This is a genomic window from Microbacterium sp. SLBN-154, from assembly GCF_006715565.1.
Classification (GTDB): domain Bacteria; phylum Actinomycetota; class Actinomycetes; order Actinomycetales; family Microbacteriaceae; genus Microbacterium.
This window is the reverse complement of the sequence record NZ_VFNL01000001.1, coordinates 1,635,527-1,653,573: the sequence shown is the minus strand read 5'-3', so window position 1 is coordinate 1,653,573 and position 18,047 is coordinate 1,635,527. Positions and strand designations below refer to the sequence as shown.

The window sequence follows — 18,047 nt, the reverse complement described above, 5'->3', positions numbered from 1 at the left end:
ATCAGCCGTTCTCCTTCTGGATGCGGGCCCACGCCTCTTCGACGTCGGAGATGCCACCGACGTTGAAGAACGCCTGCTCGGCGACGTGGTCGAAGTCACCCTTGACGATGGCGTCGAACGACTCGATGGTCTCCTTGATCGGGACCGTGGAGCCCTCGACACCGGTGAACTTCTTGGCCATGTACGTGTTCTGCGAGAGGAACTGCTGGATGCGACGCGCGCGGGCGACGACGACCTTGTCCTCTTCGGAGAGCTCGTCCACACCGAGGATCGCGATGATCTCCTGCAGCTCCTTGTTCTTCTGCAGGATCTGCTTCACGGCGGTCGCGACGCGGTAGTGGTCCTCACCGATGTAGCGCGGGTCGAGGATGCGGCTGGTCGAGGTCAGCGGGTCGACCGCGGGGTACAGACCCTTCGACGCGATCTCGCGCGAGAGCTCGGTGGTGGCGTCGAGGTGGGCGAAGGTGGTCGCCGGCGCCGGGTCGGTGTAGTCGTCGGCGGGGACGTAGATCGCCTGGAGCGAGGTGATGGAGTGACCACGCGTCGAGGTGATGCGCTCCTGGAGCACACCCATCTCGTCGGCCAGGTTCGGCTGGTATCCCACGGCGGACGGCATGCGGCCGAGGAGCGTCGAGACCTCGGAGCCGGCCTGCGTGAACCGGAAGATGTTGTCGATGAACAGCAGCACGTCCTGCTTCTGCACGTCGCGGAAGTACTCCGCCATCGTCAGCGCCGACAGGGCCACGCGAAGTCGCGTGCCCGGCGGCTCGTCCATCTGGCCGAAGACGAGGGCGGTCTTGTCGAAGACACCCGCCTCCTCCATCTCGCCGATGAGGTCGTTGCCCTCACGGGTGCGCTCGCCCACACCGGCGAACACCGACACACCACCGTGGTCCTGCGCGACGCGCTGGATCATCTCCTGGATGAGGACGGTCTTGCCGACGCCCGCACCACCGAAGAGGCCGATCTTCCCACCGAGCACGTACGGGGTGAGGAGGTCGATGACCTTGATGCCGGTCTCGAACATCTGGGTCTTGGACTCCAGCTGGTCGAAGTTCGGCGCCTGACGGTGGATCGGCCAGCGCTCGGTAACCTCGATGGTCTCGCCGGGGGCGCCGTTGAGCACCTCGCCGGTGACGTTGAACACCTTGCCCTTGGTCACGTCCCCGACGGGAACGGTGATCTGCTCGCCGGTGTCGCGCACCTCCTGGCCGCGGACGATGCCGTCAGTGGGCTTCAGGGCGATGGCGCGGACGAGATCGTCGCCGAGGTGCTGCGCGACCTCGAGGGTGATCTCGGACGACGAATCGCCGATGACGATCGTCGTCTTCAGCGCGTTGTAGATGTCGGGAATCGCATCGTGGGGGAACTCGATGTCGACGACCGGACCGGTGACGCGGGCGACCCGGCCGACGGCGGGCGCTGCGGCCGTCGTGGCATCCGTCTTCTCAGCGGTGAGGCTCATGGCTTCTTCTCTTTCGTGTGGGTCTATTTGCCCGACGCGAGAGCGTCGGCGCCGCCGACGATCTCGGCGATCTGCTGCGTGATCTCGGCCTGACGCGCGTTGTTGCGCAGCCGGGTGTAGTCGGTGATGAGCTTGTCTGCGTTGTCGCTGGCCGACTTCATCGCCTTCTGGGTCGCGGCGTGCTTGGCCGCCGACGACTGGAGGAGGGCGTTGAAGACGCGGCTCTGGATGTAGACGGGCAGGAGCGCGTCGAGAACCGTCTCGGCGTCCGGCTCGAATTCGTAGAGCGGGTAAACCTGGGCCGACGCTTCCTCCTCGGCCTCGACGACCTCCAGCGGCAGGAGACGCACGGTCTCGGGGCTCTGCGTCATCATGCTGACGAACCGGTTGTACACCAGGTGGATCTCATCCACCCCGCCCTGCTCTCCACCGCGGTTGTACGCGTCGAGAAGGGTGGCCGAGATCTCCTCGGCGGTGTGGAACTGCGGCGTGTCGGTGTCACCCGTCCACTCGGCGGCGGCCTCCATGCGTCGGAACTGGAAGTACCCGACGGCCTTGCGACCGATCAGGTAGAACACCGGCTCGCGGCCCTCCGACCGCAGCAGTGCCGCCAGCTCCATGCCCTCGCGAAGGATCTGGGAGTTGAACGCACCCGCCAGCCCCCGGTCCGACGCGAAGATGACCACGGCCGAACGGCGGATGGTCGACCGTTCCTGCGTCAGGGGGTGATCGACGTTGGAGTGCGTCGCCACCGCGGACACCGCGCGGGTCACCGCTCGGGCGAAGGGTGAGGACGCGCGCACGCGTGCCATCGCCTTCTGGATCCGCGAAGCAGCGATGAGCTCCATCGCCTTCGTGATCTTCTTCGTGGTCTGAGCAGAATTGATCTTCTGCTTGTAGACCCTCAGTTGTGCGCCCATGATCCTTTACCGGTTCCGCTCAGCGACGGCCCTTGACGATCTTCTCCTGGTTGACGTCCTCAGCCTCGGCAGCCGCGACCTCGTCGCTGCCGGGACGGTTGATCGACTGCCCCTTGCCGGAGCGGAACTCCAGGATGAACTCGTCGACCTTCTTGTCCAGCTCGGCGACGGTGTCGTCGTCGAGGACGTTGGAGTCGCGGAGGCGATCGAGGATCGTCGTGTTGCGGCGCAGGTAGTCCAGCAGCTCGCGCTCGAACGGCAGCACGTCCTCGACGTCGATCGAGTCGAGCTTTCCGTTGGTGCCCGCCCAGATCGACACGACCTGCTCCTCGACCGGGTACGGCGAGTACTGCGGCTGCTTCAGCAGCTCGGTCAGGCGCGCACCGCGCGCGAGCTGGCGACGAGAGGCGGCGTCGAGGTCGGAGGCGAACATCGCGAACGCCTCGAGCGAGCGGTACTGCGCGAGCTCGAGCTTCAGGGTTCCCGAGACCTTCTTGATCGACTTCACCTGGGCGTCACCACCGACGCGGGACACCGAGATGCCCACGTCGACCGCCGGACGCTGGTTGGCGTTGAAGAGATCGGACTGCAGGAAGATCTGACCGTCGGTGATCGAGATCACGTTGGTCGGAATGTACGCCGAGACGTCGTTGGCCTTGGTCTCGATGAGGGGCAGACCCGTCATCGAACCGGCGCCGAGCTCGTCGGAGAGCTTCGCACAGCGCTCGAGCAGACGCGAGTGCAGGTAGAAGACGTCGCCGGGGTAGGCCTCGCGGCCCGGGGGACGACGCAGCAGCAGTGACACGGCACGGTAGGCCTCGGCCTGCTTGGTGAGGTCGTCGAAGACGATCAGCACGTGCTTGCCGTCGTACATCCAGTGCTGGCCGATGGCCGAGCCGGTGTAGGGGGCGAGGTACTTGAAACCGGCGGGGTCGGAGGCGGGGGCCGCGACGATGGTGGTGTACTCCATCGCGCCGGCGTCCTCGAGCGCACCCTTCACCGCGGCGATGGTGGAGCCCTTCTGACCGATCGCGACGTAGATGCAGCGCACCTGCTTGGTCGGGTCGCCCGACTCCCAGTTGGCCTTCTGGTTGATGATCGTGTCGATCGCGATGGCGGTCTTGCCCGTCTGACGGTCGCCGATGATCAGCTGACGCTGACCGCGACCGATCGGGATCATCGCGTCGATGGCCTTGATGCCGGTCTGCATCGGCTCGTGCACCGACTTGCGCTGCATGACGCCGGGCGCCTGGAGCTCGAGGGCGCGGCGGCCGGTGGTGGCGACCTCGCCCAGTCCGTCGATCGGGTTGCCGAGCGGGTCGACGACGCGACCGAGGTACCCGTCGCCGACGGCGACCGAGAGAACCTCGCCGGTGCGGGTCACCTGCATACCGGCCTCGATGCCGGAGAACTCACCGAGGACGACGACGCCGATCTCGTGCTCGTCGAGGTTCAGCGCGAGTCCCTGGGTGCCGTCGGCGAACATCACCAGTTCGTTCGCCATGACGCCGGGCAGGCCCTCGACGTGGGCGATGCCGTCGGCGGCGTCGATGACCGTGCCGACCTCGGTCGCGGCAGCGCCGGTGGGTTCGTAGGCCGCGACGAAGTCCTTCAGCGCGTCACGGATGACGTCGGGGCTGATAGAGAGGTCTGTCATGATCTTCCTTCGTTCGGTGGGGCCTCACCGTCGAGTGTGACCCCGAATGCTCCGGCGCTTCCTGGGAAGCGCACGGGAAGTCTGTTAGCCGGCCAGCCGCTGGCGGAGGTCGGCGAGGCGCGACGACACACTGGCGTCGATCACGTCGTCGGCGATCTGCACGCGCAGCCCGCCGACCACGGTCGGGTCGACGACGGTGTTGATCGATACCTCGGTGCCGTAGCGGGCCGAGAGCGTCCGTGCCAGACGCTCGATCTGCGCGTCGCTGAGAGCGACGGCGGTGACGACCGTGGCGACCTTGCGGCCGCGCTGGTCGGCGACGATGCGCATCGCCCAGGTCAGGAGCTGACGCACGCGGCGCTCGCGGGGCTGCTGCACGAGGGCGTCGGCGATGACGATCGCCGACGCGCTTGCGCGGCCTGCGAGCAGGGAGGACACGAGCCGGCCCTTCGCCGCCGGGTCGCCCAGACGGCTGCCGAGCGCGAGCTCGAGCTCGCCGTTGTCGGCGACGACGCGGGAGAAAGCGAACAGGTCGGCCTCGACGTCGGCCTGCGGTTCCGCCACGGCGGCGGCACGCACCGCCAGCTCCTCGATGCCCTCCACGAGGTCGGCGGCCGACGACCAGCGCTCTGCGACCACGGCGCCCAGCAGGGTGCGCGTGATGGCCGACACCTGACGCCCGAAGACGTCGTCGACGACCTTCTGTCGGGCCGGCGCAGGCGCCGCCGCGTCGGCGAGGGCCGATGCCAGCTGCGGGGTCTGACCCACGGCACGAGCGACCCCGAAGAGCTCACGCGCCACGGCGAGGTCGGTGATCGCCGCGGCATCCAGTGCAGCGATGCCCGACACCCGGGCCTGCGTGGTCGCGCTTCCCATCAGAGGCCCTGCTTCTGACCGGTTGCGGCCTTGGCGGCCTCGTCGGCCTCGAGCTCGGCGAGGAAGCGGTCCACGACCGCCTGCGCCTTGGCGTCGTCGGAGAGGGTCTCACCGATCACACCACCGGCGAGGTCGAGGGCGAGCGTGCCCACCTCGCTCCGCAGCGACACCAGAGCCGACTGCCGCTCCGCCTCGATCTGAGCGTGCGCGGTGGCGGTGATGCGCGCGGCCTCGGAGGCTGCGGCGTCCTTCGCCTCGGCGACGATCTTCTTGCCGTCCTCGCGGGCGGCATCGCGGATCTCGCCGGCTTCACGCCGGGCGTCGGCGAGCTGTGCGGTGTACTCCTCGAGCGCGGCCTCGGCCTTGCGCTGGGCCTCGTCGGCCTTGGCGATGTTGCCCTCGATCGCGGCAGCGCGCTCGTCGAGCAGCTTCTGCATGCGCGGCAGAACGATGCGCCAGAACACCGCCAGGATGACGATGAAGCACACCGCGGACCAGATGATGTCGTAGTACGCCGGCAGCAGCGGGTTCTGCGACTCACCCTCTTCCGCAGCGAGAGTGACAAGAGCGTTCAGCATCTCGTCTCCTTAAACGTGAGGAAGGGGATCAGGCGCCGAAGATGAAGCCGGTGGCGATGCCGATGAACGCGAGCGCCTCGGTGAACGCGATACCGATCCACATCAGGACCTGGAGGCGACCGGCCAGCTCGGGCTGACGAGCGACGCCCTCGATGGTCTTGCCGACGACGATGCCCACGCCGATGGCGGGGCCGATGGCGGCGAGGCCGTAGCCGACGGTCGCGATCGAACCGGTGACCTGGGCGAGAACCGTAGTTGCATCCACGGGTGTGTTTCCTTTCGGTTGGGTGGGTAGGCCGGAGCCTGCCCGCTCAGTGCTCTTCCGCGACCGCGAGCTGGATGTAGACCGCGGTGAGGATCGTGAAGACGTAGGCCTGCAGGAAGGCGACCAGCATCTCGAAGAGAGTGAACGCCAGCCCGAAGGCGAGGGTGCCGACGCCGAAGGCCTTCCACAAGCCGTCGGCGGTGAAGAGGAAGAACTGCGTCGCCGAGAAGAACAGCACGAGCATGAGGTGCCCGACGATCATGTTCATCAGCAGTCGCAGCGTCAGCGTGACCGGCCGGATGATGAAGGTGGAGAGGAACTCCAGCGGCGTGACGATGATGTAGAGGAACGGCGGGACGCCCGAGGGGAAGAGCGAGTTCTTGATGAAGTTCTTCGGGCTCTTGCGGAGCCCCGCGTAGATGAAGGTCACGTACGACACGATCGCCAGCAGCAGCGGTACCGCGATGACGCTCGTTCCTGCGATGTTCAGCCCCGGGATGATCCCGGTGATGTTCATGAACAGGATCATGAAGAACATCGTGGTCAGCAGCGGCAGGAAGCGGTCGCCGTCCTTGCGCCCGAGCAGGTCGTGCGCGATGTTGACCCGGACGAAGTCCAGGCCCATCTCGACCACGCTCTGGAAGCGGGTCGGGACGATCCGCATGCGGCGCGTGCCGATGACGAAGACGAGGATGAGCACGATCGTCGCGAGCACCTGCACGAGGTTGATGCGCGTGAACTCGATCGGAAGCCCGAGGCCCTCGAGGATGTTCGGCGGGAAGAAGTCCGAGATCGAGGGCGGGTGGAACTCACCGTCGGACGACGAGGCATTCGCGATCAGGGTCGCAGCTTGAGTAGACAGCGCGGGCTCCAGCTTCGGGGCACCGGTCGAGGACCGTTGCGACGATGGTCGGTGAGAGTCGTTCCGCAGACGCGCGCAGAGCGGCGGGCGGGCGCAGTGTCCACCCTATCAAACTCAGGGAGCGTCGTTTTTCCGGGTGTCCGGGTCCTTCTCGTCGTCGAGAGGCCGGTTGCGGTCCTCCTCCGGGTCCGTGGTAGGGAGCGACACGTCGCTGACGTGGGGCATGCGCATCCGGGTGAGCACGACCACGTCGATCGCGAGCGATGCCAGAACGCTCACCACCACGGCGACGAAGAAGACCGGGCCGTTCAGCCACGGCTGCCCGCGCAAGATGATCAGGGCGACGATGAAGACGATGAGCTTGAGGATCCAGCCGCCCATGACGATCCCGAAGAACACCGGCACATAGAGCGGGTCGCCGAACCAGCGGTTGGCGATGAGGATGCTGGCGCCGGTGATGCCGAGGAAGACTGCGGCCAGGATGACGCCGGACAGGGCGCTCCACACCCCGTCCGTGCCCGCCACGAGGCCGCCGATGATGGCCGCGGCGACGGCGAGCACCACGGTGACCACCCCCGACCACAGGAGGGTCGTGCGAAGGATCGGGTTGCTGGACACATCGGAGGTCATGAGGCTTCCTGGGGGACGTCGGCGGCGCTGCGGCCGCGCTGGCGAGCGGGGAGAAGGGTGACCACGAGGCAGGCGACGACGCCGACAGCACCCAGGGCGACGCCCAGGAGATAGTCTCCCGGCCATTCCTCCTGGGTGCCGACGTACATCAGCAGCACCGCGAGACTGACCACGGCGGTCCACGAATAGAAGATGAGCACCGCGTCGCGATCGCTGTGCCCCATGTCGAGCATGCGGTGGTGCAGGTGCTTTCGGTCGGGCGAGAACGGCGATTTTCCGGCACGCATGCGCCGGATGACGGCCAGGCCGAAATCGAGCAGCGGCAGCAGCACGACCACGATGGGCAGGATGATCGGGATGAAGGCACCCAGCAGCTGGGAGCGGCCGAAGCGCTCGGGGTCGAGCAGCTCGGGCGAGAGCTGCCCGGTGATCGAGATCGCCGAGCAGGCCATGAGGAGACCGAGCATCAGGGCTCCGGAATCGCCCATGAACAGTTTCGCCGGGCTCCAGTTCAGCGGCAGGAAGCCGATGCACGCCCCGATCAGCACGGCCGCGATCAGGGTGGCGAGGTTGAAGTAGGTGTTCTGCCCCGTGTCGCGGGCGAGCAGGTAGGAGTACGCGAAGAACACGACATTCGCGATGAGGCAGACTCCGGCGACCAGACCGTCCAGACCGTCGATGAAGTTGACCGCGTTCATGACGATCACGATCGACAGGACGGTGAGGAGGAAGCTCTGCCAGCCGGAGCCGATGATGAGGTCGCCGATCGGCAGTGTGTAGATCTGCAGCCCGCCGAACCACGCGATGATGCCCGCCGCGACGAACTGCGCACCGAGCTTGACCATCCAATCCAGATCGAACAGGTCGTCCGCGACCCCGACGATGACGATGAGAGCGGTCGCGACGAGGATCGCGATGACGGTGCGCGGCTCGAGCCAGACGATGGAGAAGAAGGGGTTCTGCGACGACACCAGGAAGGCGGCGACCACCCCCAGGAACATCGCCACTCCCCCGAGGCGCGGGGTGGGGGTCTTGTGCACATCGCGCTCGCGGATGCCGGGATACAGCTTGAAGCGCAGACTCAGTCGCCAGACCACCCAGGTCAGCACGAAGGTGACCGTGGCGGTGAAGAGGACCGTGAAGACATACTGCTTCACCCTCTGCCGTCCGCTCTCACTCGTCGTCGCCCGCCGGCGCCGGCTCCGGATCCTCCAGCAGCTCGCCCAGCACCTCGCGCAGACGATCGCGACCGATCGCGCCGTCGCGGAGGATCCGCACCCGAGGCTCGGCGCCGCGCACCACCAGGGGCGTGGCGTCGACGATGGTCGAGGCGACCCCGACGTCGGCGGGTCCGCCGTCGAGGTAGACCGCGATGCTGTCGCCGAGCATGGCCTGGGCCTCATCGATCCGCACGGCCGCCGGCTGTCCGGTGAGGTTGGCGCTGGAGACGGCCAGGGGGCCGGCCTCCTCCAGCAGTTCCAGCGCGATGCGGTGCGCGGGCATGCGCACCGCGACGGTGCCGTGGGTCTCGCCGAGGTCCCACGACAGCGACGGCTGAGAGGGCAGGACGATGGTCAGACCGCCCGGCCAGAACTCCGCGACCAGGCGTTCGACCGGCTCGGGGACTTCCGCCACCAGTGCCCGCAGCGTCGCCTGTCCCGCCACGAGCACCGGCGGCGGCGACTGGCGGCCCCGGCCCTTGGCGTCGAGCAGCCGCTGCACGGCACGGGCGTTGAACGCATCGGCGGCCACGCCGTAGACGGTGTCGGTGGGCATCACGACGAGGTCGCCGCGGCTGATGGCCTGTCGGGCCTGCCGCATTCCGGGAAGGAGCTGCTCGTCGTCACGGCAGTCGAAGAGGGTAGACATGACGCGACGAGTCTACGGCCCCGACCTCCTCCTGCCCCCGGCTCCCCTCCGTCGCCGGCCCGCGGGCCGGTTCAGGGACGCAGCGCGGTGGTCGCGCGATCCCGGAGGGTGAGATCCCGGTGGGTGGCCGCAGCGCGCCATCCGTCCGCCGTCAGCAGCGCGCGGATGTCGGCACCCTGCCACTCCCCGTGCTCGACGATGAGCACCCCACCCGGATGCAGCAGTCGGCGTCCGACGCCGCTGAGCACGCGGACGACATCGAGTCCGTCGGGACCGCCGTAGAGCGCGGCGGGCGGATCGAAGAACCGCACCTCCGGGTCGCGGGGCACCGCGTCGTCGGGAACGTAGGGCGGGTTGGAGACCAGCACGGAGACGGTTCCGTCGAGCTCACCGAACGCGGTAGCGAGGTCGGCGAACGCGACACGCGCGTTCGGAGCGCCCACGGCGGCGAAGTTCTCCTTGGCCCAGAGGAACGCCTCGACGTCGTTCTCGGCAGCGTGCACCCGGGCGTGGGGAACCTCGGTCGCCACGGCGAGAGCGATCGCGCCGCTGCCGGTGCCGAGATCGACGGCGATCGGCTCGGGTGATGCAGCCGCGCGGAGGGCGTCGATCGCCAGTTGGGCGACCATCTCGGTCTCGGGGCGGGGGACGAAGACCCCCGGGCCCACGCGCAGCTCCAGATGACGGAAGGGGGCGCGTCCGGTCAGATGCTGCAGCGGCACACGCGTCGCCCGTTGATCGACGAGGGCGTCGAACCGGGAGCGCTGGGCGGCGTCCAGGCGTGCACCGCGGATGGCGGACGCCTGCACCTCGCCCCGACCGAGTCCCAGGACGTGTCCGGCGAGCAGTTCGGCATCGACGTCGGCACCGCCGACGCCGGCGCGCTCGAGCCGTGCTCGGGCGTCGCGAAGCGCGTCGGCGAGGGGGATCGCGGCGGAGGAGCTGTTCATGACCGCCGTCCAGACTGTCACATTCGGGCCGCCTCCCCCCTCCTCCCGTAGGCTTTCAGGGTCACCCCACCGCCCGAAAGGTCAGCCATGCCCGGCATCCACCCCGACATCACGTCCGCCTTCGGCGACACGCCGCTCGTCCGACTGAACCGGGTCACCGAGGGGCTCCCCGGCACGGTCATCGCGAAGCTGGAGTTCTACAACCCGGCGTCCAGCGTCAAGGACCGCCTCGGGATCGCGATCGTCGACGCGGCGGAGGCCTCCGGTGAGCTCGCACCCGGCGGCACGATCGTCGAGGCCACGAGCGGCAACACCGGCATCGCGCTGGCGATGGTCGGAGCCGCGCGCGGCTACCGGGTCATCCTGGCGATGCCGTCGTCGATGTCGATCGAGCGCCGTATTCTGCTGCGCGCATACGGGGCCGAGGTCGTCTTGACCGATCCCGCCGGTGGCATGAAGGGCGCGGTCGCGAAGGCGCAGGAGATCGTGGCCGAGACTCCCGGCGCGGTCCTCGCCCGCCAGTTCGAGAACGAGGCCAACCCGGCCATCCACCGAAAGACCACCGCCGAGGAGATCCTTCGCGACACCGACGGTGCCGTCGACTACCTCGTCGCCGGAATCGGCACCGGCGGCACCATCACCGGCGTCGGGCAGGTGCTGAAGGAGCGCGTCCCCGGCGTGAAGATCGTCGCGGTCGAGCCGGCTGATTCGCCTCTGCTGACCACGGGCACCCCCGGGCCCCACAAGATCCAGGGGATCGGCCCGAACTTCATCCCCGCCATCCTCGACCGGGGCGTCATCGACGAGGTGTTCGACGTCGAGTTCGATGACGCCGTCGCCACGGCGCGTGACGTGGGCGCCCGCGAGGGCATCCTCGTCGGGATCTCGTCGGGCGCCGCGGTGTGGGCTGCGCTGCAGCTCGCGGCCCGCCCCGAGGCGGCGGGAAAGAACATCGTCGTCATCATCCCGTCGTTCGGCGAGCGCTACCTCTCCACGCCGCTGTACGCCGATCTCCGAGAGGACTGAGCCGGGCCCCCCGGCGGCGAAGAGCGTTCCCGTGTCCGCCATCCATTCCGACATCACCACCGCGTTCGGCGGCACGCCGCTCGTACGGCTGAACGCCCTCACCGAGGGCCTCGAGGCCGAGGTCGTCACCAAGCTGGAGTTCTACAACCCCGGCGCGAGCGTCAAATGCCGCCTCGGCATCGCGCTCATCGACGCCGCGGAGGCGTCGGGGGAACTCCGGCCCGGCGGCACGATCGTGGAGTCCACGAGCGGGAACACCGGCATCGCCCTCGCGCTCGTCGGCGCCGCTCGCGGCTATCGCGTCATCCTCACGATGCCCGCGTCGATGTCGAAGGAGCGTCGGACGCTCCTGAAGGCCTACGGGGCCGAACTGGTCCTCACCGATCCGTACAAGGGGATGACGGAGGCCGTCCGCACGGCTAAGCAGATCGCCGCCGACACCCCCGGCGCGGTGCTCGCCCGCCAGTTCGAGCATCCGGCCAATCCGGAGATCCACCGTCGCACGACCGCGGAGGAGATCTGGCGCGACACCGACGGTCGCGTGGACTACTTCGTCGCAGGATCGGGCACCGGCGGCACGGTCACCGGCGTCGGTCGCGTGCTGAAGGAGCGGAACCCCGACGTCAGGGTCGTCCTCGTGCAGCCGAAGGACTCCCCCGTTCTCACCGAGGGGCGAGCGGGCGGGCACCGCATCCAGGGCATCGGCCCCAACTTCGTTCCCGACGTGCTCGATCGCAGCGTCGTCGACGAGATCGTCGACGCCGACTTCGACGACGCGATCCGGGTCGCCCGCGACCTGGCCACCCGCGAGGGCATCCTCGCCGGAATGTCGGCGGGCGCCGCGGTGAGCGCGGCGCTGCAGATCGCCCGTCGTCCCGAAGCGTCCGGGAAGCGGATCGTCGTCATCGTGCCGGACTCGGGCGAGCGCTACCTCTCCACCGCGATGTACGCGGACCTCCGCGAAGAACAGGCGGTACCGGCATGATCCTCACCCGAGCCCTCGCACGCGTGCGCGAAGACCTCGCCGCGGCGAAGCTGCGCGACCCCGCCGCGCGCGGCGCGCTCGAGATCGCTCTGCTCTACCCGGGCCTTCACGCGATCTGGGCGCACCGCGTCTGGCACGCGCTCTGGCGGCGACGCCTGCGTTTCGCCGCGCGGCTCGGCTCGCAGGTGACCCGCTGGGTCACGGGAATCGAGATCCACCCGGGAGCGGTCATCGGCCGCCGCTTCTTCATCGACCACGGCATGGGGGTCGTCATCGGCGAGACCGCCGAGGTGGGCGACGACGTGATGCTCTACCACGGGGTCACCCTCGGCGGGCGGCAGCGCGAGGGGGGGAAGCGTCACCCCACGCTGCTCGACGGCGTGGCCGTCGGTGCGGGCGCGAAGATCCTCGGACCGATCACGATCGGAGCCCGGTCGGTCGTCGGCGCGAACGCGGTGGTGACCAAGGACGCCCCCGCCGACAGCGTGCTGGTGGGGGTACCCGCCAAGCCCCGGGCGCGGCGCGAGGGAATGGACACCCGCGCCGTCCTGACCGCCCCGGAGTATGTGATCTGAGCAGGCTCAGGCCCGCTTCCCGCCCCCGTTGGCGCTGTCGCGACGATCCTCGATCCGGCGCTTGAGGAAGATCATCGGCAGGAACAGCGTCGCGAGCGCCGTGACGAGCCAGACGATCACCGGCGCCAGGATCCAGGTGAGCACGAACGGCTGGCCGATCGTGATGCCGGCCCCGGGGATGAGCACCACGACGATCAGGGCCACCAGCGTGGAGATGATGCCGATGCCGCCGAGGAGGGCGGGGGCGTTCCTGCGGGCGACGCTCGCGATCCACGGGGTGAGGATGCTCTGCAGCACCGCGAAGATGACGATGGCCAGGACGAATCCCCACCAATTCGCCCAGTCGATGCGGAATCCGGGCAGGAGGAGATCTGCCACGATCAGCCCGAGCGCGGCGGAGACGAGGAAGATGAGCGCACGGATGAGAAAGATGATCACGCGCTCAGGGTACGCCTCGCGTCCGCTCGTGGCGGGCCGGTCCGGCACCGCCACGCCGCGGGGCGGGGACGGCCCGGCTGACTAGGGTCGGAGGGTGAGTGATCTCCTCGGGATGTCGGCGGTCGATCTGGCCGCAGCGCTGCGACGCCGCGAGCTCGGCGCGGTCGAGGTCGTCCGGGCCGCCCTCGCGCGGGCCGCGGCGACGCGCGAGCTGGGGGCCTTCGTCGAGGTGACCGCCGAACGGGCCCTCGAACAGGCTGCGCGCCGCGACGCGGCCGTGCCGGACGGGCCGCTCTGGGGCATCCCGATCGCCGACAAGGATCTGGTGGCACGCGCCGGGGTCCCCACCCGGTATGGCTCCCGCACCCGCGCGGACTTCGTACCGACCGCATCGGACCCGCTCGCCGCCGCCCTGGATCGGGCGGACGCCGTGAGCATCGGGAAGACCAGCACCTCGGAGTTCGGTCTGACGGGGTACACCGAGCCGCTCGGAGGCGGAGCCTGGGCGCGCGACCCGTGGAACCCCGCCCACGGAGCGGGCGGTTCGAGCGGCGGCGCCGCGGTGGCGGTGGCGGCGGGCGTGCTGGCGATCGCGCCGGGGTCGGACGGCGGCGGATCGATCCGGATCCCGGCGGCCACCGTGGGTGTGGTGGGACTGAAGCCGTCGCGGGGTCGCCTCCCCCTCGGGTCGGGCCTGGACGCACCGGACGGACTCGCGGTCACGGGGCCCATCGCCCGGACGGTCGAGGATGCGGCGTTCTTCCTCGACGCGCTGTGCGCACTCGCTCCCTACGACTTCTCGGTGCGTGCGGCCGATTCGCCGCCGTTCCTACCGGCGACGGCCGCAGACCCGCCTCGCCTTCGCGTGGGCGTCACCACCGTGTCGCCGTGGGATGACGACCTCGAGATCGCTGTGGACCCCGCGGCGATCGCCGCGCTCGATGAGGCCGCGAGAAGCCTCGCGTCCGAAGGACACGTGGTGGAGGATGCCGCGTGGCGACCGCACGGCTACGGACCGCTCTTCCGGGTGCTGTGGCGCGCAAGCGCTGCCCGCATCCCTCTCACCGATGACGACCTGCGGATGGTCGAACCGCTCACCGCCTGGCTCGTGCGCGAGGGACGCGCCCTCGACGCCCGGGGTCTGCTCGGCGCCCTCGCCGAGGCACGCGTCTTCGAGCGGGAGACGATCGCCGCGTTCGCGCCCTACGACGTCGTCCTCACCCCGGCGCTCGCGCAGACGCCGCGTCCCATCGGCTGGTACGACCGCGACGACCCCGAGCGGGGCTTCGCCCAGCAGGTGGAGTACGCGCCCTTCAGCAGCTTCGTCAACGTCGCCGGCCTTCCGGCACTCGTGCTCCCCCTGGTGATGGCCGCCGGGCACCCGGTCAGCGTGCAGCTCATCGGCCGCCCGGGCGGCGAGCGGACGATCCTCGCCGCCGCCGCGCAGCTCGAGCGTCTTCGCGGGCCGCTCCCCCGTCCCCCGGCGCCCTGAGCAGCCGTCAGGCGTCGCCGCCGAGGGCGGCGAGCCGCTCCTCTTCGTCGGCGGCGATGCACGACGCGACGAGAGGCTCCAGAGCGCCGTCCATCACCTGGTCGAGGTTGTACGCCTTGTATCCGGTGCGGTGGTCGGCGATGCGGTTCTCGGGGAAGTTGTACGTGCGGATCCGCTCGGAGCGATCCATCCCCCGGATCTGCGACTTCCGGGCATCGGATGCCGCGGCATCCCGTTCCTCCTGCTGACGCGCGAGGAGTCGGGCGCGCAGCACCCGCATGCCCGCCTCGCGGTTCTGCAGCTGCGACTTCTCGTTCTGCATCGACACGACGATGCCGGTGGGGAGGTGGGTGATGCGCACCGCCGAGTCGGTGGTGTTGACCGACTGGCCCCCCGGACCCGACGACCGGAACACGTCGACCTTGAGGTCGTTGGGGTCGATCTGCACCTCCTCGGGCTCGTCGACCTCGGGGAAGACGAGCACGCCGGTGGTCGAGGTGTGGATCCGCCCCTGCGACTCCGTGGCGGGAACCCGCTGCACGCGATGAACGCCGCCCTCGTACTTCAGGTGGGCCCACACGCCCTGCGCAGGATCGGTCGACGATCCCTTGATCGCCACCTGGACGTCTTTGAAGCCGCCGAGGTCGGACTCCGTGCGCTCGAGGAGCTCGGTCTTCCAGCCCTTCGCAGCGGCGTACTGCACGTACATCCGCAGCAGGTCCGCGGCGAACAGTGCGCTTTCGGCGCCGCCCTCGCCGGCCTTGATCTCCATGATCACGTCGCGGGCGTCGTCCGGATCCCGAGGGATCAGCAGGCGCCGCAGCTTCTCCTGCGCCTCCGCGAGCCGAGCCTCGAGCGACGGGACCTCCTCGGCGAACGAGGCGTCCTCGCGTGCGAGGTCGCGCGCGGCATCCAGATCCTCGGATGCCGCGAGAACGGCCTCGTGAGCCGCGACGATGCGCGACAGCTCGGCGTACCGCCGGTTGACGTGCTTGGCGCGCGCCGCGTCGGCGTGCACGGCCGGATCGGACAGCTCGTGCTGCACCGCCGCGTGCTCGTCGATCAGCGTGCGGACGGACTCCCACATCGCGGGCTCAGCCACGGGCGTCGCGCTCAGCGGATGCTGTTGTCGTGACCGTGGCTGCTGCCGTGGCCGCCGTGACCGCCCTGCGCTGGAGCGGGCATCGACTTCTGCATCTGCACGAGGAACTCGACGTTCGAGCCGGTCTCCTTGAGCTTTCCGAGCACGACCTCCAGCGCCTGCTGGGGGTCAAGACCCGCGAGGGCCCGCCGGAGCTTCCAGGTGATCTTGACCTCGTCGGCCGACATCAGCATCTCTTCGCGACGCGTCGACGACGCATTGACGTCCACGGCCGGGAAGATCCGCTTGTCGGCGAGCTGGCGGTTCAGACGCAGCTCGCTGTTGCCGGTGCCCTTGAACTCCTCGAAGATCACCTCGTCCATCTTCGAGCCGGTCTCGACCAGCGCGGTGGCGAGGATCGTCAGCGAGCCGCCGTTCTCGATGTTGCGCGCTGCGCCGAAGAACCGCTTGGGCGGGTACAGGGCCGAGGCGTCGACCCCGCCGGTGAGCACGCGACCCGAGGTGGGCGCGGAGATGTTGTAGGCACGACCCAGGCGCGTGATCGAGTCCAGCAGCACGACGACGTCGCGACCGAGCTCCACCAGGCGCTTGGCCCGCTCGATGGCGAGCTCGGCGACCGTGGTGTGGTCCTCGGCCGGCCGGTCGAAGGTCGAGGCGATGACCTCGCCGCGGACCGTCCGCTGCATGTCGGTCACTTCTTCGGGGCGCTCGTCGACGAGCACGACCATCAGGTGCACCTCGGGGTTGTTGATCGCGATGGCGTTGGCGATCTGCTGCAGCACGATCGTCTTGCCCGCCTTCGGCGGGGCGACGATGAGACCGCGCTGACCCTTGCCGATGGGGGCGACGAGGTCGATGATGCGCTGCGTGAGCTTCTCGGGCGCCGTTTCCAGGCGCAGGCGCTCCTGCGGGTAGAGCGGGGTGAGCTTGCCGAACTCGACGCGCTCGGCGGCATCGTCGACCGACAGGCCGTTGACCGCGTCGACCTTCACGAGCGCGTTGTACTTCTGGCGGCTGGACTGCTCGCCCTCGCGCGGCTGCTTGATCGAGCCGACGACGGCGTCGCCCTTGCGCAGGTTGTACTTCTTCACCTGCCCCAGCGAGACGTAGACGTCCTGCGGTCCGGGAAGGTAGCCGGTGGTGCGCACGAACGCGTAGTTGTCGAGCACGTCGAGGATGCCCGCGATCGGGATGAGGACGTCATCCTCGCTGATCTCGGTCTCGAACTCGTCGACCGGCCCCTGGCCACGACGCTTGTTGCGCTGGCGCCCACGGCCGCCCGCCGCGGAGGTGTCGTCATCGGATGCTTCGGGGCCGACGTTCGTCGCGGTGTTCTGGTTCTGCGCGCCGCGACCGTTGCCGCCCTGGTTCTGGCCGCCCTGGTTCTGGCCGCCCTGGCCGTTGCCGGCCTCCTGTGCGTTCGGGTTCTGGCCACCGCGGTTGCGGTTGCGGTTGCGGCTGCGGCTCCGGCCACGCGACGGGGTCTCGTCGGCGTCGTCTCGCGTGCCCGCGTCGGCGTCACCCTCGGACGAGGACGACGCATCATCGGACTGCTCGGCGGCAGGCGCTGCGGTGTCGCCCTCGGACGTGCTGTCGGCGGCCGGCGTCTCGGCCGGGGAGGTCGTGGTGTCGGCGGCGCTCTCGCTGGGCGCGGCGTCGGCGGTGCTCTCGCTGGGCGCCGCGTCGGCGTCGTCGGCGGGAGCCACCGTCTCGGGCGCCGCGGCAGCGACCTCTTCGACGGCGGACTGCTCGACGGTCGGCTGGTCCGCGGCCGGCGCGTCGTCCGCCGCGGCGGTCTTCTCGGCCTTGGTGGCGCGAGTGCGCTTGGGGCGGGTGGTCGCCGTTGCGCCCTCGGTCTTGGCCCGGCGGGGCGCACGCTTGCGCGGCGCGGTCTCGGCAGGCGCCTCCTCGGCAGAAGCGTCGGCGGGCGCCTCCGCGGCGTCGGCGGCCGGCGCCTCGGCAGCGGCATCGGCGGGCTCCGCAGCGGGGGCGTCGGCCGGCGTCGCTTCAGCGACGGCATCCGCGCTCTCCTCGGCGTCCGCCGGAGCGGCGCCCTCGGCCTCGGCGGCCTCGGCGGGGTTGTCGGGGGTGGTGTTCGGGTCCGTGGCGACCGCCTCGGGCGCGTCGGCGCGCTCGTCGGTGGTGTCGTCAGGGGTGTGGACCTCGGAGATGGACTCCACGAGTTCTCCTTGTCAGCAGATTGCAGGCAGATGAATGTCAGACGGTGCACGATGACCGCACGCGCGGCAAAGCAGAATCTCGTCCGGATCCCGGCGACCTGGCGTGGCTAGAGCGCTTCGTCAGGACGAGAGGTGTGCGGTGGTTTCGCAGAATTGCGACGGAGGCCAGATTCACGT

At 69.5% G+C, this 18,047-nt stretch carries 18 protein-coding genes; 4 read left to right on the top strand and 14 right to left on the bottom strand.

Annotation, left to right across the window (positions count from 1 at the left end):
• Window position 1 precedes the first annotated feature (1 nt).
• From atpD to prmC, 11 genes are all read right to left on the bottom strand, one after another.
• Window positions 2-1,465 (bottom strand): F0F1 ATP synthase subunit beta, encoded by a 1,464-nt coding sequence (atpD, locus tag FBY40_RS08050; RefSeq protein WP_141937843.1) that lies wholly within the window; start codon window positions 1,463-1,465, stop codon window positions 2-4.
• A gap of 23 nt (window positions 1,466-1,488) precedes the next feature.
• A complete protein-coding gene (locus tag FBY40_RS08045) occupies window positions 1,489-2,385 on the bottom strand; it encodes a F0F1 ATP synthase subunit gamma (RefSeq protein ID WP_141937841.1) in 897 nt (298 codons plus the stop codon).
• 19 nt (window positions 2,386-2,404) lie between these two features.
• Window positions 2,405-4,042, bottom strand: a complete 1,638-nt coding sequence (gene atpA / locus FBY40_RS08040) for a F0F1 ATP synthase subunit alpha (RefSeq protein WP_124292839.1) — start codon at window positions 4,040-4,042, stop codon at window positions 2,405-2,407.
• 84 nt (window positions 4,043-4,126) lie between these two features.
• Window positions 4,127-4,918 carry a F0F1 ATP synthase subunit delta gene (locus FBY40_RS08035; RefSeq protein WP_124292838.1) on the bottom strand — a complete coding sequence of 264 codons (792 nt, stop codon included), beginning with the start codon at window positions 4,916-4,918 and terminating at the stop codon, window positions 4,127-4,129.
• Window positions 4,918-5,496: a F0F1 ATP synthase subunit B gene (locus FBY40_RS08030; protein ID WP_141937839.1), complete on the bottom strand. Its 579-nt coding sequence runs from the start codon at window positions 5,494-5,496 to the stop codon at window positions 4,918-4,920. Before FBY40_RS08030 ends, FBY40_RS08035 begins: the two co-directional genes overlap by 1 nt.
• Window positions 5,497-5,524: 28 nt before the next feature.
• Complete coding sequence (gene atpE / locus FBY40_RS08025) at window positions 5,525-5,761, bottom strand: ATP synthase F0 subunit C (protein ID WP_124292836.1); 237 nt, start codon at window positions 5,759-5,761, stop codon at window positions 5,525-5,527.
• A 46-nt stretch (window positions 5,762-5,807) separates the two neighbouring features.
• Window positions 5,808-6,602 carry a F0F1 ATP synthase subunit A gene (gene atpB, locus FBY40_RS08020; RefSeq protein ID WP_179559124.1) on the bottom strand — a complete coding sequence of 265 codons (795 nt, stop codon included), beginning with the start codon at window positions 6,600-6,602 and terminating at the stop codon, window positions 5,808-5,810.
• A 135-nt stretch (window positions 6,603-6,737) separates the two neighbouring features.
• Window positions 6,738-7,253 carry a hypothetical protein gene (locus FBY40_RS08015; RefSeq protein WP_235014696.1) on the bottom strand — a complete coding sequence of 172 codons (516 nt, stop codon included), beginning with the start codon at window positions 7,251-7,253 and terminating at the stop codon, window positions 6,738-6,740.
• Window positions 7,250-8,410 carry an MraY family glycosyltransferase gene (locus tag FBY40_RS08010; protein ID WP_124292834.1) on the bottom strand — a complete coding sequence of 387 codons (1,161 nt, stop codon included), beginning with the start codon at window positions 8,408-8,410 and terminating at the stop codon, window positions 7,250-7,252. Before FBY40_RS08010 ends, FBY40_RS08015 begins: the two co-directional genes overlap by 4 nt.
• A 16-nt stretch (window positions 8,411-8,426) precedes the next feature.
• Window positions 8,427-9,122 carry an L-threonylcarbamoyladenylate synthase gene (locus tag FBY40_RS08005; protein WP_141937837.1) on the bottom strand — a complete coding sequence of 232 codons (696 nt, stop codon included), beginning with the start codon at window positions 9,120-9,122 and terminating at the stop codon, window positions 8,427-8,429.
• Between the two features lie 71 nt (window positions 9,123-9,193).
• Window positions 9,194-10,072, bottom strand: a complete 879-nt coding sequence (gene prmC / locus FBY40_RS08000) for a peptide chain release factor N(5)-glutamine methyltransferase (protein WP_141940088.1) — start codon at window positions 10,070-10,072, stop codon at window positions 9,194-9,196.
• A gap of 87 nt (window positions 10,073-10,159) precedes the next feature.
• Between prmC and cysK (FBY40_RS07995) the strand changes: the two genes are divergently transcribed.
• From cysK (FBY40_RS07995) to epsC, 3 genes are read left to right on the top strand one after another with little or no spacing between them, the layout of a single operon-like run.
• On the top strand, window positions 10,160-11,098 hold the full coding sequence (gene cysK / locus FBY40_RS07995; RefSeq protein ID WP_141937834.1) for a cysteine synthase A: 939 nt from the start codon (window positions 10,160-10,162) through the stop codon (window positions 11,096-11,098).
• 31 nt (window positions 11,099-11,129) lie between these two features.
• Window positions 11,130-12,083, top strand: a complete 954-nt coding sequence (gene cysK / locus FBY40_RS07990) for a cysteine synthase A (RefSeq protein ID WP_141937832.1) — start codon at window positions 11,130-11,132, stop codon at window positions 12,081-12,083.
• Window positions 12,080-12,658, top strand: coding sequence for a serine O-acetyltransferase EpsC (gene epsC / locus FBY40_RS07985; RefSeq protein ID WP_141937830.1), 579 nt, complete (start codon window positions 12,080-12,082; stop codon window positions 12,656-12,658). The genes cysK (FBY40_RS07990) and epsC overlap by 4 nt, the downstream gene beginning before the upstream one ends.
• Before the next feature lie 6 nt (window positions 12,659-12,664).
• Here the strand turns inward: epsC and FBY40_RS07980 are convergent, their stop codons facing one another.
• Window positions 12,665-13,096, bottom strand: a complete 432-nt coding sequence (locus FBY40_RS07980) for a hypothetical protein (RefSeq protein ID WP_141937829.1) — start codon at window positions 13,094-13,096, stop codon at window positions 12,665-12,667.
• Window positions 13,097-13,190: 94 nt separating this feature from the next.
• Here FBY40_RS07980 and FBY40_RS07975 point away from each other — a divergent pair, with 94 nt between their 5' ends.
• Window positions 13,191-14,588, top strand: a complete 1,398-nt coding sequence (locus FBY40_RS07975; protein WP_141937827.1) for an amidase — start codon at window positions 13,191-13,193, stop codon at window positions 14,586-14,588.
• Window positions 14,589-14,595: 7 nt separating this feature from the next.
• Here the strand turns inward: FBY40_RS07975 and prfA are convergent, their stop codons facing one another.
• Together prfA and rho are read right to left on the bottom strand one after the other, a co-directional pair.
• Window positions 14,596-15,675, bottom strand: a complete 1,080-nt coding sequence (gene prfA / locus FBY40_RS07970; protein ID WP_141940087.1) for a peptide chain release factor 1 — start codon at window positions 15,673-15,675, stop codon at window positions 14,596-14,598.
• A 26-nt stretch (window positions 15,676-15,701) separates the two neighbouring features.
• Window positions 15,702-17,870: a transcription termination factor Rho gene (rho, locus tag FBY40_RS07965; protein WP_200829953.1), complete on the bottom strand. Its 2,169-nt coding sequence runs from the start codon at window positions 17,868-17,870 to the stop codon at window positions 15,702-15,704.
• Window positions 17,871-18,047: the final 177 nt, after the last annotated feature.

Excerpts from the sequence above, each read along its gene's own strand:
- FBY40_RS08035 (WP_124292838.1), bottom strand. The coding sequence starts at position 4,918 with ATGGGAAGCGCGACCACGCAGGCCCGGGTGTCGGGCATCGCTGCACTG.
- FBY40_RS08030 (WP_141937839.1), bottom strand. The coding sequence starts at position 5,496 with ATGCTGAACGCTCTTGTCACTCTCGCTGCGGAAGAGGGTGAGTCGCAG.
- epsC (WP_141937830.1), top strand. The coding sequence starts at position 12,080 with ATGATCCTCACCCGAGCCCTCGCACGCGTGCGCGAAGACCTCGCCGCG.
- prmC (WP_141940088.1), bottom strand. The coding sequence starts at position 10,072 with ATGAACAGCTCCTCCGCCGCGATCCCCCTCGCCGACGCGCTTCGCGAC.
- prfA (WP_141940087.1), bottom strand. The coding sequence starts at position 15,675 with ATGTGGGAGTCCGTCCGCACGCTGATCGACGAGCACGCGGCGGTGCAG.
- FBY40_RS08045 (WP_141937841.1), bottom strand. The coding sequence starts at position 2,385 with ATGGGCGCACAACTGAGGGTCTACAAGCAGAAGATCAATTCTGCTCAG.
- atpA (WP_124292839.1), bottom strand. The coding sequence starts at position 4,042 with ATGACAGACCTCTCTATCAGCCCCGACGTCATCCGTGACGCGCTGAAG.
- cysK (WP_141937834.1), top strand. The coding sequence starts at position 10,160 with ATGCCCGGCATCCACCCCGACATCACGTCCGCCTTCGGCGACACGCCG.
- FBY40_RS08015 (WP_235014696.1), bottom strand. The coding sequence starts at position 7,253 with ATGACCTCCGATGTGTCCAGCAACCCGATCCTTCGCACGACCCTCCTG.
- FBY40_RS08005 (WP_141937837.1), bottom strand. The coding sequence starts at position 9,122 with ATGTCTACCCTCTTCGACTGCCGTGACGACGAGCAGCTCCTTCCCGGA.
- atpD (WP_141937843.1), bottom strand. The coding sequence starts at position 1,465 with ATGAGCCTCACCGCTGAGAAGACGGATGCCACGACGGCCGCAGCGCCC.